Here is a 12,018-nt window from a genome sequence, read left to right as displayed (position 1 = left end):
AGAAAGCAGACGACGACGTCATGACCGACACCGCCACCGCCACCGACGCCATCCGGATCGGCACCGCCCCCGACTCGTGGGGCGTCTGGTTCCCCGACGACCCCAACCAGGTGCCGTGGAAGCGCTTCCTCGACGAAGCGGCCGCAGCCGGGTACGAGTGGATCGAGCTCGGACCGTACGGCTACCTGCCGACCGACCCGTCGCAGCTGTCGGACGAGCTCGAGTCGCGCGGGCTGAAGCTGTCCGCCGGAACGGTGTTCACCGGGTTCCACAAGGGCGAGGACCAGTTCCAGCGTGCCTGGGACCAGGCCGTGGCGGTCGCAGGTCTGGCGGCGAAGCTCGGCGCCCAGCACCTCGTGACGATCCCGGACCTGTGGCGCTCGGACGCAACCGAGGAGGTCCTCGAGTCGCGCACCCTGACCGACGAGCAGTGGGACCGCCTCGGCAAGGGCCACGACCAGCTCGGCAAGGCGCTGCTCGAGGAGTACGGCGTCCACCAGCAGTTCCACACCCACGCGGACAGCCACGTCGGCACCTACAAGGAGACCGTGCGGTTCCTGTCGGAGACTGATCCGGCGTACACGAACCTCTGCCTCGACACCGGGCACTTCGCGTACTACGGCGGCGACAACCTCAAGCTCATCGCCGCGCACCCGGAGCGCATCGGGTACCTGCACCTCAAGCAGGTGGACACCGACCTGCTCTTCGACGTGCTGAAGAACGACGTGCCGTTCGCCACCGCCGTGTCGCAGGGCATCATGACCGAGCCGCCGCACGGTACCCCGGAGCTCGGCCCGATCATCGAGGCCGTCGCGAAGATCAACCCGGACATCTTCGGCATCGTCGAGCAGGACATGTACGGCTGCTCGGTCGACGCCCCCGGCCCGATCGCCGAGCGCACCTTCCAGCACATCTTCGGTTCCACGTCCGCAGCCCGCGTGTCCTGACCGGCCCCAGCAGCCGTCCACGCAGCGTCATCTACCCCAGGAGCACCGCCATGAGCACCACTGACAACCTCCGCGTCGCCGTCGTCGGCGCGGGCGCCATGGGCAGCGACCACATCCGTCGCATCACCTCGACCATCGCCGGCGCCGACGTCGTCGCGATCGTCGACCCGGACACCGGCCGGGCGACCGCCGCCGCCGCGAAGGCGCCCGGCGCGATCACCGCGGCATCGTTCGAGGAGGCGCTCGACGCCACCCCGATCGACGCCGTCATCGTCGCGACGCCCGGCTTCCTGCACGAGCCGGTCCTGGTGCCGGCGATCGAGCGCGGTCTCGCCGTCCTGTGCGAGAAGCCGCTGACGACCTCGGCCGAGGACTCGTTGCGGATCGTCGAGCTCGAGCAGGCCACGTCCGACCGTCCGAAGATCCAGGTCGGTTTCATGCGCCGCTTCGACAAGGGCTACCAGGAGCTGCGCGCGCTGCGGGAGTCCGGGGCCAACGGCGCCCTGCTCGCGCTGCACCACGCGCACCGCAACCCGACCACGCCGCCGAACTTCAGCGAGTCGATGCTCATCCACGACTCGGTGATCCACGAGATCGACATCATCCCGTTCATCACGGGCGAGGCGATCACGAGCGTCGAGGTCAAGAAGCCCCGCAAGAACTCGCTCGCCCCGGCCGACCTGCCCGAGCCGCAGTTCGTGCTGTTCACCACCGAGTCCGGCACCATGGCGATCGTCGAGATCAACGTGAACGCCCAGTTCGGCTACCAGGTCACGACCGACGCGGTGTTCGAGTCCGGTGTCGCGTACATCGGTCGCGAGACCTCGCTCAACCTCGTGTCGCAGGGCGTCTCCGGCCAGGGCGTCACCCCGTCGTTCGTCGAGCGCTTCGGTGCCGCGTACGACGAAGAGGTGCAGCGCTGGGTCGACGCCGCGCGCACCGGGGGCATCGACGGTCCGAGCGCCTGGGACGGCTACACGGCGTCGGTGGTCGCCGAGGTCGCCGTGCGTGCGCAGCAGTCCGGTGCGCTCGAGCCGATCACGTACGCCACCGCGAAGCCCGCGTTCTACGAGACGGCCTGATCGATGCCGAAGATCGCGCTCGACCCCACGCCGTACCACCACGACCTGTCGCTGCTGGAGTTCCCGCAGAAGGTCGCCGACCTCGGCTACGAGTACCTGCAGCTCACCCCGCACGAGGACTTCATCCCCTTCTACCGGCACCCCACGGCCGACGACGACCTCGTCGACGCGTTCGCCGCGGCGTGCACGACGGCCGGGGTCCAGGTCGCGTCGGTCCTGCCCGTCCTGCGCTGGGCCGGCCCGGACAAGGAGGCCCGCGAGGCCGCCGTCAAGAAGTGGAAGCGGGTCATCGAGATCACGAAGCGCCTGGGCGTGGACACGATCAACACGGAGTTCTCCGGCCGACCCGAACGCGCTGAGGAGTCCGAGGACCAGTTCCACTGGGCGATGGAAGAGCTCCTGCCGATCATCGAGGACTCCGGCATCCGGGTCCTCATCGACCCGCACCCCGACGACTTCGTCGAGGACGGACTCGAGGCGCTCCGGGTGATCCGCGGGCTGAACTCGAAGAGCATCGGCTTCGTCTACGTCGCCTGCCACACGTTCCACTACGGCGGCAACATGGACGAGATCATCGACGCCGCGGGCGACTCGCTGCAGCTCGTGCACGTCGCCGACGCGTACGACCACCACCGGTCGCACGGCCTGCGCTACATCACCAACCCGCCCGGCAACCCGGTCCGCGTGCACCAGCACCTGCCGGTCGGCCAGGCGGACGTCGACTTCGACGCCTTCTGGGCCGCCCTCGACCGGGTCGGCTTCACGGCGCGCGAGGACACCGTCGCGGTGTCGAGCGTCTTCGCCGAGGACGAGAACGCCGACGAGGTCTCGCGCTTCCAGCTCGACACGATCAAGAAGGGACTCACACGATGACCGACACCCTCTCGTCACCGGCGACCACCGACGCCGACGTCCGACCCGTCACACTGCAGGCCGCGTCGCAGACCGTGACCGCCCTGTGGAACGACTCCGCCGACCCGCGCGAACTGTCCACCGCGATCCACGAGTACGGCGCCGTCGGGGCGACCTGCAACCCGGTGATCGCGTACACCTGCATCAAGCAGGACCCGGAGACCTGGGTGCCACGCATCCGCGAGATCGCCGCGGAGCACCCGACCGCGGGGGAGTCCTGGATCGGTTGGAAGGCCGTCGAGGAGCTCTCCATCGCGGCGGCCGAGCAGCTGCTGCCCGCGTTCGAGGCGTCCGGCGGCCGCAACGGTCGCCTGTCGATGCAGACCGACCCGCGCTTCCACCGCGACGCCGACGCCCTGGTCGAGCAGGCCGTGCGGTTCTCGCAGCTCGCCCCGAACATCATCGTGAAGATCCCCGCCACCAAGGTCGGCATCGCCGCGATCGAGGAGGCCGCCTACCGCGGGGTCTCGATCAACGCGACGGTGTCGTTCACGGTGCCGCAGGTCGTCGCCGTCGGTGAAGCCATCGAGCGTGCGCTCGACCGTCGTGCCGCCGACGGGCTGCCCGACCAGGAGTTCGGCCACGTCGTCACGCTGATGGCCGGCCGGTTCGACGACTGGCTGAAGACCGTCGTCAAGCGGGACCACGTCATGGTCGACCCCGGCATCCTCGAGTGGGCCGGCGTCGCCGCGGTGAAGAACGCCTACCGGGTGTTCCAGGAGCGTGGCTTCCGGTCGCGCGTGCTCGTCGCCGCCTTCCGGAACGCCCTGCAGTGGTCGGAGTTCCAGGGCGGGGACCTCGTCGTCTCGCCGCCGTTCCAGTGGACGAAGGACATCAACGCGAACGCGTTCCCGTTCCGTCCGGACGCCATCCACGACGAGGTGCCGGCAGACGTCATCGCGGCCCTGCGCGCGGCGACGCCCGAGTTCGCGCGCGGGTACGACGTCGACGGCATGACGATCGACGAGTTCGACCGGTTCGGTGCCACGGTGACGACGCTGCGCCAGTTCCTCGACGCCGACGCGCAGTTCGACGCCCTGGTGCGGGACATCATCTTCCCGCCGAACTGAGCCGAGCCACTTCGTGAGCAGAAGACGTCGGGTCGCCCCAGGTGACCCGACGTCTTCTGCTCACGGTCTTTGTACTGACAAACCACGAGCGATCCCGTACGATGGTTGGCGCGCTCCAATCGGCGCCCACGAACGAAGGAGTTCCCATGGACAGCATCGGTGTCGGCCTCATCTCAGTCGGCTGGATGGGGCGGCTGCACTCCCGCGCCTACCGCGCCCTGCCGGACCACTTCCCGGAGCTCGGCGTGCAGCCCCGGCTCGTCGTCGCCGCGGACCCGATCAAGGCCGCACGTGACCAGGCCGTCACCCGCTTGGGCTACGAGCGGGCGGTCGCCGACTACCACGAGGTCCTCGCGGACCCAGCCGTCGACGTCGTGTCGATCTGCTCGCCGAACTTCCTGCACCGCGAGATGGCGGTCGCCGCTGCCGAGGCCGGCAAGCCCTTCTGGATCGAGAAGCCGATGGGCCGCTACGCCAGCGACTCCCGGCAGATCCACGAGGCCGTCCAGCGCGCGGGCGTCATCACGAGCGTCGGGTTCAACTACCGGCACGCCCCAGCGATCGAGCGGGCCCGCGAACTCGTCCGCAGCGGCCGCCTCGGTCGCATCACGAACGTGCGCGGCTCGCTGCTCGCCGACTACTCGTCCGACCCGGCGGCGCCGCTGACCTGGCGCTTCGAGCGTGAGCGTGCCGGTTCGGGCGTGCTCGGCGACCTGCTGTCGCACGGCCTCGACCTGGCGCAGTACGTCGTCGGTCGGATCGCCAGTGTGAGCGCGCTCGCCGAGACCTTCATCCAGGAGCGCCCGAAGCCAGCCGCGGGCATCGTCGACCGGAGCGCCGCCGCCACCGGCGACCTCGGCCGCGTCGAGAACGAGGACTACGCAGCCCTGCTCTTCCGCTTCGAGGACGGCGCCGTCGGCACCATGGACTCGAGCCGCGTCATGCGGGGGCCGCACGCCGAGTACACGCTCGAGATCTACGGCACCAGGGGTTCGGTGCGGTGGGACTTCCAGCGTCTCAACGAGCTCGAGGTGTACCTCGACGGGCAAGAGGTGGACGGCTACGCCACGCACTACGTCGCCGCGGGTGACGGCGAGTTCGCGCGCTTCCAGCCCGGCGCCGGCACGGCCATGGGCTACGACGACCTGAAGACGATCGAGGCCGCCCAGTTCATCGCGAGCGTCCGCCGCGGGGAGCAGCTCGCCCCGTCGGTCGCCGACGGGCTGGCTGCCGCGTCCATCGTCGAGGCGGCGGAGGCGTCCCTCGCCGACGGCGCGTGGCACGACGTCGCGCGCGTGGACGGACCGCTCACCTACGCGGCGGCGACCCCCGTGCTCTAGACGGTCGCGGACGACGGACGGGAGGCGCGGTGCCAGCTGGCACTGCGCCTCCAGTCCGTCTGTTGCTGCGCCTCGATCCATGTTAGTTTGTCAGGACAAAGTCCCGAACTGCAGGAGGCACCATGCCGCTCGTCCGTATCGACCTCGCCACCGGCCGCACGCCGCAGGCGGTGCGCGCCATCGCCGACGCGATCCACCAGGCGATCGTCGACGTGTACGCGATCCCCGTGCGCGACCGGTTCCAGGTGATCACCGAGCACCCGGCGCAGCAGATCATCGCCGAGGACGCCGGCCTGGGGTTCGAGCGCACCGAGGGCGTCGTCGTGATCCAGGTCTTCACGCAGCGCGGGCGCACCGACGAGGCGAAGACGACGCTGTACGCGGCCATCCACGACGCCCTGGCGGCGATCGGTGTCGCGTCCGAGGACGTCTTCATCGGCTACGTCGAGAACGGGCCGCAGGACTGGTCGTTCGGCTTCGGGCGTGCCCAGTACGTGACCGGCGAGCTCGGCGTGCCCGCGCCGGCCTGAGCGCGGCCATCCGGCCCGGTCCCGAGGTTCCGAAATCTCGGCATCTTGGCGCGTCCAGCGGCCATCCGTGGAACCTCGGCGTCACGCGTACGGCAGTTCGTGGAACCTCGACGTCACGCGGTCAGCGCGAACTGCCTACTTGTCGACGAGGGTGACCTCGAACGAGTAGCGGTCGGGGCGGTAGCAGTGCACGCCGTACTCGACCGCGCGCCCCGAGGCGTCGTACGCGGTGCGGCTCATGGTGAGCACGGGGTCGCCGTCCTCGATCTCGAGCAGACCGGCCTCTTCGTCGGTCACCGCGCGGGCACCGATCCGCTGCTTCGCCACCCGCATCGTCACACCGCGACCGCGGAGCAGCTGGTAGAGCCCGTGGTCCTGCAGGTCCTGGTCGGTGATCTCGAGGAACTCCGGCGGCAGGTAGTTCTCGAGGATCGCCATCGGGACGTCCTCGGCGAACCGCACGCGGCGGATGTGCGCGACGATCGTGCCGGGCTCGATGCTCAGAGCTGCGGCGACCTCGTCCGAGGCAGGGACGTCGTTGCGCTCGAGGAGCTTCGTCGCCGGTGCCTGTGACCCCTGGGCCAGGTCGTCGTACAGGCTCGTGAGCTCGACCTTGCGGGTCACCGGGCCGTGCACGACCTGTGTGCCGATGCCGCGGCGGCGGACGAGCAGACCCTTGTCGACGAGGTCCTGGATCGCCCGGCGGATCGTCGGGCGGGACAGCCCGAGGCGTTCGCCGAGCGCGATCTCGTTCTCGAGACGGGCGCCGGGAGGCATCACACCGGAGCGGATCGACTCCTCGATGCGCGAGGCCACCTGGAAGTAGAGGGGCATGGGACCCGACCGGTCCAGGTCCATGAACAGGTCGGACGGCAGCTGGCCTTCGTTGGTCATCGCGGTCCTTCGGGGAATTGCGGGTTCGGCATCGATGCCGAGGGATTGTCGTGACAATACCACCGGGTGCCCTGCTCCCCGGTGTGCCACTCCCGTCAGCGCTCGACCGCAGCCTTCAGCTTGGCGAGGCCCTTCTCGAAGTCGCCGCCGAGGAACTTGTCCATGTTGACGAACACCCCCATCACGCGCGACATCACGTTCTGCGGGCTCGTCATCGACCAGACGACCCGCGTGCCGTCGGTCGCTTCGTGCAACCGGAACGCGACCGCGCTCGACGACTTGAACGGTGCGGTGAACTGCAGGTCGACGTCGACCTCGGTGGCATCGACCCGTGTGATCGCCATCGACCCAGCGCCGGCCTTGCGGTTGCCCTTCCAGGCGTACGTCGAGCCGACCGTCCCCGGTTCACCGGTGTACGTCCGGTGCAGCGCGGGATCCTGCCCCTCCCACGGCGACCACTCGACCCAGCGGTGCAGGTCTGCCAGGTACGGGGTGATGTCCGCGGCGCGAGCCGTGATGACGGTCTCGCGTTCGATCGTGGTGGGCGCTGCCATGCGCTGAGCGTAGCGCCGCGGTCGAGGGCGCGACAGGGACCTTCGGTTCGGCCAGCTCGGCCGGCCGGCCGGCCGGCCGGCTCGGTCAGCTCAGTCGGCGAAGACCATCGGGCGGTTCGACAACCGGGGCTGCGGCGTCGAGGCCTTGGGCTTCTCGGCTCGGGCCCGGACCGGGGCGATCGTCACGCGGGTCGCTGCGCCCAGGGCCTCGACCGTGTCGGTGCCGTGGTGGCCGGCGGCGTGGATGACGATCGCGGCGCACGCCTCGGCATCGGCGGCGGCATCGTGGTGCTGGAAGCCCTCGAACCCGGCCGCCATCGCGGCGACCGGCAGTCGGTAGGAGTCGAGCGTGTAGGTCTTGCGGGCCACCGCGAGCGAGCACATCGAGTGGTGCTCGGCGAGGTCGATGCCCGTTGCCGAGCACCCACCGGCGATGACGCCCATGTCGAACCGGGCGTTGTGCGCGACCAGGACGTCACCCTCGGCGAAGGCCACGAGGTCGGGGTACTGCTGCTCCCACGTCTTCGCGCGCACGACGTCCTCGGCGACGATCCCGTGGATCCGGGTGTTCCACTCGAGGAACGCATCGTGTCCGAACGGTGGGCGGATGAACCACGACGCCCGGTCGACGACCCGGCCCGCGCGGACCTTGACCAGTCCGACGGAGCACGCACTGGCGGGCGAGCTGTTCGCGGTCTCGAAGTCGATCGCGGTGAAGTTCAACGGCACGGTTCCGATCGTCGCACGGGGCGCCGACATCGCCGGAAGCCGCCTCGGCGTTGCGGCCGGACGCTCAGCGGCGGCGTGCCGACCGGGAACCGCTGCGCCGACGTCGCGCCGTTGCGCGCCAGGTCGCCGTCCGACGGGCTCGTTCGCGCTTCCAGTACGGCGCGAGCAGGGTGCCCACCATCTCGAACGCCACCGCGACGCCGTCCAGTCGCCAGCGCAGCGGCAGGCTCTCGACGTGTTCGGTGAGTCCGGCGGTCAGGTCGCCAGTGATGACCGGGAAGCCGGAGTCACGGGGGAGCGGGATCCCGCGGAAGCGGTCCTCCTCGGCGTAGTCGATCGTGTCGTCCTCGGGGTCGTAGACGACCAGGACGTCCGCCTCGAGCTCGGCCATCGCGTCGTGCAGCTGCTCGAGCTCAGCGCGGGAGGCCTGCTCGAGGGCGGCGAGGGTCTCCGGAGCGAAGCGCTGGCGCAGCCCCGGCTCTCCCATGCCCACCGAGTGCACACCGCGCTCGTCGCGTTCGAACCACATCGACGTCCTCCTGTTCCGTCGCCCGGTCCGGACGACGGGGACCACGCTGCCAGAACCGACTGTGCTGCGTTCCCCGCGGTAGCGTGCGGGCATGGGGAACGACGGAGATGATCGGCCGCTCGTGCTGGTGCTCGCCGGAGCGGGCTACGGTCAGCAGGCGCCGCTGCTGTGGTGGTCACAGGCCATCGCATCGGCGGCCGGGTGCGAGGTCGTGGCTCCGGCCTGGACCATCGACGACGGTGCCGGGGTCGACCCGGTGGCGTTCGTCGAGGCCGCGATCGGGGTTGCGCTGGGCGATCGCCTACCCGACCTGGTCATCGCGAAGTCGTTCGGGTGCTTCGCCCTGCCCTGGGCGATCCGGAACGACGTCCCCGGGGTCTGGCTCACGCCGGTCCTCACGCACGACGACGTGGCCAGGGCGCTCGCCGCCGCCACCGACGCGCACGACGCGATCGGGGGTGGAGACGACACCATGTGGCGGCCCGAGCGGGTCTCGGGGACTGCTGCGCGCCTCCTGACCGTCGACCGTGCCGACCACTCGCTGCAGGTGGCCGGCGACTGGCGGCGCTCGCAGCGGCTGCAAGCCGACGTCTTCGACGTCGTCGAGCGTCGCGTCGCGGCCCTGGCCGCACACCAGACGGGCGGATAGCCTCCGCCGTTCTGACGGACGGACTGGAGGCCCGGGTCGGCTCCGGCGGGCCGCCGCCGGTAGGCTCTTCTTCCGTGGCTCTCACCATCGGAATCGTCGGTCTCCCGAACGTCGGCAAGTCGACCCTGTTCAACGCCCTGACCAAGAACCAGGTCCTCGCCGCGAACTACCCGTTCGCGACGATCGAGCCGAACGTCGGGGTGGTGAACCTGCCCGACTCGCGGCTCGACCAGCTCGCAGAACTCTTCCACTCGGAGAAGACCGTGCCCGCGCCGGTGTCCTTCGTCGACATCGCCGGCATCGTCAAGGGTGCAAGCGAGGGTGAAGGGCTTGGCAACAAGTTCCTCGCCAACATCCGCGAGGCCGACGCCATCGCGCAGGTCGTCCGCGGCTTCACCGACGACGACGTCGTGCACGTGGCGAACAAGGTGTCCCCGAAGGACGACCTCGAGGTCATCAACACCGAGCTGATCCTCGCCGACATGGAGACGATCGACAAGGCGCTCCCGCGGTACGAGAAGACCGTGAAGCTGAAGCAGGCCGAGCCGATCGTGCTCGAGACCGCTCGCGAGGCCCGTGCCGCGCTCGAGCAGGGCACCCTGCTTTCGGCCACCAAGATCGACCTCGCGCCGATCGCCGAGCTCGGCCTGCTGTCGGCCAAGCCCTTCATCTTCGTGTTCAACGTCGACGAGGCGATCCTGACCGACGACGCCCGCAAGGCCGAGCTGGCCGCGCTCGTCGCCCCGGCCCAGGCCGTGTTCCTCGACGCCCAGGTCGAGTCAGAGCTCATCGACCTCGACGCGGCCGACGCTGCCGAACTGCTCGAGTCGACCGGCCAGACCGAATCCGGACTCGACCAGCTCGCACGGATCGGCTTCGACACCCTCGGGCTGCAGACCTACCTGACGGCCGGTCCGAAGGAAGCCCGTGCGTGGACGATCGGCAAGGGGTGGAAGGCTCCCCAGGCTGCCGGCGTCATCCACACCGACTTCGAGAAGGGCTTCATCAAGGCCGAGGTCATCTCGTTCGAGGACCTGGTCGAGACCGGCTCCATCGCCGAGGCCCGCGCTGCGGGCAAGGCCCGGATCGAGGGCAAGGACTACGTCATGCAGGACGGCGACGTGGTGGAGTTCCGCTTCAACAACTGACCTCGCCGTGGGTGCGCCAGGATGAGCGCATGACGAACCCACAGGCAGGTTGGTACGACGACGGTTCCGGCGCGATGCGGTGGTGGGACGGCTCGGCGTGGACGGAGCAGGTGCAGCCGAAGGCACCGGGCGCGCCCGGTATCGGCGGAGTGATCGACCGTATCCAAGCGGAGGCCGCGGCAGGCGGACAGCCTCGGCCGGCGCAGAACGGCATGAGCTACGTCGTCCTGCAGGTGGTCCTGCGGGAGAAGTTCTTCGGGACGGGATCCGGCAACCTCACCGAGCTGGAGAAGGCGATCAACGCACAGGCGGCGCTCGGCTACCGGCTGCACACGATCACGACGGCTTCGTCGGGCAGTACGGGGTTCGGTGGCGGAGACCGACTGCAGGCCACCATGGTGTTCGAGCGGATCGACTGAGCACCCAGTACCGGCCGATGGCGCGCATGGTCAGAGCGGCACAGCTTCGTCGAGGACGTGTGCGAAGTGATCGTCCTCTTCGACGTCATCGGTGAGGACGTCGACCTCGAAACCGGTGATGCGCTCGACCTCGTGGGCGAACCCGCCGAGGTCGAACAGCGAAGCCGCGGGCGTCAGGCTAACCAGGAGGTCGATGTCGCTGTGCTCGGTGTCGTGACCTCGCAGAGCAGATCCGAAGACGCGGACGTTCTCGATGTGGAAGCGCTTCGCCTCGTCGCGGATCGTGTCCGCGAAGACCACGAGCGGAATGCTCGGTCGGGTGCGAGCAGCGGTGAGGATGCGCTCGAGAGACTCCGGGCGGGGTCGGCTCCGTCCGCTCTCGTAGTCGGAAAGCTCCGGAAACTCCACTCCCGCGGCTTCGGCGAGGTCGGCCCGCGAGAACCCGATGTCCTCGCGCGCAGCACGGATCAGTTCCGCGGCGCGGTCGATTCGCGTCGTCGCTTCCACCACGATCATCGACTGTAGGTGGTTCGCGTCGGCTTCGGGAGGGAGTCGAGGGGCTAGATTCAGACCGTCCGAGCGCCCGAGGAGGCCCCATGTCGTACGTCGTCGACTTCGTGAACGTGTCCACGGTGGGTCTGGAGTCCTCGCCGGTCGCCGACGCACTCGCCGGGCTCCGGGCCAACGAGGCGCGGTACTTCGCGAACAAGTACGACCACGTGTTCACCACCCACGCCGCAGCTGACGTGCCGGACCTGGTCGCATACGTGCGGCGGGTGCTCGAGGAAGAACGCGGGCTGGTCATCGCGTCGCCACCGCTCGAAGCGACAGAAGCCCTGGTCGACGGCGTGCGCTGGACGTACGTGTTCTACGAGTCCGGCCTGGCGATCAACGTGCTCTACACGCTCGAACCGGGTGGCAAGCGTGCGGTCGGCTTCAAGCTCTCCGACGGCATGGACGTGCCCGAGGAACTCGCCGACAAGTTCAAGTTCGCGCGGCAGAAGTCGAAGCTCGCCGGCACGATCCGCGGCTCGTTCTTCGTCGTGAAGGGCGAGTACTGACGTCGGTCCGCGCGAACGGTGCGAGGTTCCGTACGTCGTGCGACGATCGCGGCCCCGCACCATGCACGGAACCTCGCACTGAAGCGCCGCGCGTCCCACGCACGACGAAGCGCCGCCGGGGAGCCCGGCGGCGCTTCGCGTTCGTCCTGGTGGA

At 69.5% G+C, this 12,018-nt stretch carries 15 protein-coding genes; 10 read left to right on the top strand and 5 right to left on the bottom strand.

The genetic code is table 11. The features are described 5' to 3' along the window. The first annotated feature begins 20 nt into the window (after positions 1 to 20). The 6 genes from EDF53_RS14185 to EDF53_RS14160 all read left to right on the top strand — a co-directional run bounded on the left by EDF53_RS14185 (position 21) and on the right by EDF53_RS14160 (position 5,881). The gene (locus EDF53_RS14185; protein ID WP_123294147.1) at positions 21 to 947 is read left to right on the top strand and encodes a sugar phosphate isomerase/epimerase; all 927 of its coding nucleotides are present in this window, start codon (positions 21 to 23) and stop codon (positions 945 to 947) included. 50 nt (positions 948 to 997) lie between these two features. Then, positions 998 to 2,029: a Gfo/Idh/MocA family protein gene (locus EDF53_RS14180; protein WP_123294146.1), complete on the top strand. Its 1,032-nt coding sequence runs from the start codon at positions 998 to 1,000 to the stop codon at positions 2,027 to 2,029. A gap of 3 nt (positions 2,030 to 2,032) precedes the next feature. Beyond that, positions 2,033 to 2,902 carry a sugar phosphate isomerase/epimerase gene (locus tag EDF53_RS14175; protein WP_123294145.1) on the top strand — a complete coding sequence of 290 codons (870 nt, stop codon included), beginning with the start codon at positions 2,033 to 2,035 and terminating at the stop codon, positions 2,900 to 2,902. Beyond that, entirely contained in the window at positions 2,899 to 4,011 is a 1,113-nt protein-coding gene (locus EDF53_RS14170; RefSeq protein ID WP_123294144.1) for a transaldolase family protein, read from the top strand. The genes EDF53_RS14175 and EDF53_RS14170 overlap by 4 nt, the downstream gene beginning before the upstream one ends. A 146-nt stretch (positions 4,012 to 4,157) precedes the next feature. After that, positions 4,158 to 5,351, top strand: a complete 1,194-nt coding sequence (locus tag EDF53_RS14165) for a Gfo/Idh/MocA family protein (RefSeq protein WP_123294143.1) — start codon at positions 4,158 to 4,160, stop codon at positions 5,349 to 5,351. Positions 5,352 to 5,473: 122 nt separating this feature from the next. Then, on the top strand, positions 5,474 to 5,881 hold the full coding sequence (locus tag EDF53_RS14160; protein WP_123294142.1) for a tautomerase family protein: 408 nt from the start codon (positions 5,474 to 5,476) through the stop codon (positions 5,879 to 5,881). A 135-nt stretch (positions 5,882 to 6,016) separates the two neighbouring features. Here the strand turns inward: EDF53_RS14160 and EDF53_RS14155 are convergent, their stop codons facing one another. From EDF53_RS14155 to EDF53_RS14140, 4 genes are all read right to left on the bottom strand, one after another. Further along, the gene (locus EDF53_RS14155; protein ID WP_123294141.1) at positions 6,017 to 6,775 is read right to left on the bottom strand and encodes a GntR family transcriptional regulator; all 759 of its coding nucleotides are present in this window, start codon (positions 6,773 to 6,775) and stop codon (positions 6,017 to 6,019) included. Positions 6,776 to 6,870: 95 nt separating this feature from the next. Further along, a complete protein-coding gene (locus EDF53_RS14150) occupies positions 6,871 to 7,329 on the bottom strand; it encodes an SRPBCC family protein (RefSeq protein ID WP_123294140.1) in 459 nt (152 codons plus the stop codon). A 90-nt stretch (positions 7,330 to 7,419) separates the two neighbouring features. Continuing rightward, positions 7,420 to 8,058, bottom strand: a complete 639-nt coding sequence (locus EDF53_RS14145) for an exonuclease domain-containing protein (RefSeq protein WP_123294211.1) — start codon at positions 8,056 to 8,058, stop codon at positions 7,420 to 7,422. A gap of 64 nt (positions 8,059 to 8,122) precedes the next feature. After that, positions 8,123 to 8,587: a hypothetical protein gene (locus EDF53_RS14140; RefSeq protein WP_123294139.1), complete on the bottom strand. Its 465-nt coding sequence runs from the start codon at positions 8,585 to 8,587 to the stop codon at positions 8,123 to 8,125. Positions 8,588 to 8,678: 91 nt separating this feature from the next. On the opposite strand from EDF53_RS14140, the gene EDF53_RS14135 reads away from it, so the two are divergent. From EDF53_RS14135 to EDF53_RS14125, 3 genes are all read left to right on the top strand, one after another. Continuing rightward, positions 8,679 to 9,236 carry a hypothetical protein gene (locus tag EDF53_RS14135; protein WP_123294138.1) on the top strand — a complete coding sequence of 186 codons (558 nt, stop codon included), beginning with the start codon at positions 8,679 to 8,681 and terminating at the stop codon, positions 9,234 to 9,236. A 74-nt stretch (positions 9,237 to 9,310) separates the two neighbouring features. Continuing rightward, positions 9,311 to 10,384, top strand: coding sequence for a redox-regulated ATPase YchF (gene ychF / locus EDF53_RS14130; RefSeq protein WP_123294137.1), 1,074 nt, complete (start codon positions 9,311 to 9,313; stop codon positions 10,382 to 10,384). 29 nt (positions 10,385 to 10,413) lie between these two features. Then, positions 10,414 to 10,803, top strand: a complete 390-nt coding sequence (locus EDF53_RS14125) for a DUF2510 domain-containing protein (RefSeq protein ID WP_123294136.1) — start codon at positions 10,414 to 10,416, stop codon at positions 10,801 to 10,803. Positions 10,804 to 10,833: 30 nt separating this feature from the next. Here the strand turns inward: EDF53_RS14125 and EDF53_RS14120 are convergent, their stop codons facing one another. Continuing rightward, positions 10,834 to 11,313 (bottom strand): XRE family transcriptional regulator, encoded by a 480-nt coding sequence (locus EDF53_RS14120; RefSeq protein WP_185021052.1) that lies wholly within the window; start codon positions 11,311 to 11,313, stop codon positions 10,834 to 10,836. 86 nt (positions 11,314 to 11,399) lie between these two features. Here EDF53_RS14120 and EDF53_RS14115 point away from each other — a divergent pair, with 86 nt between their 5' ends. Next, positions 11,400 to 11,864, top strand: coding sequence for a phage tail protein (locus tag EDF53_RS14115; protein WP_123294134.1), 465 nt, complete (start codon positions 11,400 to 11,402; stop codon positions 11,862 to 11,864). Positions 11,865 to 12,018: the final 154 nt, after the last annotated feature.

It is taken from the genome of Curtobacterium sp. PhB78 (assembly GCF_003751685.1).
In the GTDB taxonomy this organism is placed as follows: domain Bacteria; phylum Actinomycetota; class Actinomycetes; order Actinomycetales; family Microbacteriaceae; genus Curtobacterium.
This window is presented reverse-complemented; position numbering and strand designations above follow the sequence as displayed.

Bases quoted from the DNA above. Each gene is read 5' to 3' on its own strand.
- EDF53_RS14185 (WP_123294147.1), top strand. From the start codon at position 21: ATGACCGACACCGCCACCGCCACCGACGCCATCCGGATCGGCACCGCC.
- EDF53_RS14180 (WP_123294146.1), top strand. From the start codon at position 998: ATGAGCACCACTGACAACCTCCGCGTCGCCGTCGTCGGCGCGGGCGCC.
- EDF53_RS14175 (WP_123294145.1), top strand. From the start codon at position 2,033: ATGCCGAAGATCGCGCTCGACCCCACGCCGTACCACCACGACCTGTCG.
- EDF53_RS14170 (WP_123294144.1), top strand. From the start codon at position 2,899: ATGACCGACACCCTCTCGTCACCGGCGACCACCGACGCCGACGTCCGA.
- EDF53_RS14165 (WP_123294143.1), top strand. From the start codon at position 4,158: ATGGACAGCATCGGTGTCGGCCTCATCTCAGTCGGCTGGATGGGGCGG.
- EDF53_RS14160 (WP_123294142.1), top strand. From the start codon at position 5,474: ATGCCGCTCGTCCGTATCGACCTCGCCACCGGCCGCACGCCGCAGGCG.
- EDF53_RS14155 (WP_123294141.1), bottom strand. From the start codon at position 6,775: ATGACCAACGAAGGCCAGCTGCCGTCCGACCTGTTCATGGACCTGGAC.
- EDF53_RS14150 (WP_123294140.1), bottom strand. From the start codon at position 7,329: ATGGCAGCGCCCACCACGATCGAACGCGAGACCGTCATCACGGCTCGC.
- EDF53_RS14140 (WP_123294139.1), bottom strand. From the start codon at position 8,587: ATGTGGTTCGAACGCGACGAGCGCGGTGTGCACTCGGTGGGCATGGGA.
- EDF53_RS14135 (WP_123294138.1), top strand. From the start codon at position 8,679: ATGGGGAACGACGGAGATGATCGGCCGCTCGTGCTGGTGCTCGCCGGA.
- EDF53_RS14125 (WP_123294136.1), top strand. From the start codon at position 10,414: ATGACGAACCCACAGGCAGGTTGGTACGACGACGGTTCCGGCGCGATG.
- EDF53_RS14115 (WP_123294134.1), top strand. From the start codon at position 11,400: ATGTCGTACGTCGTCGACTTCGTGAACGTGTCCACGGTGGGTCTGGAG.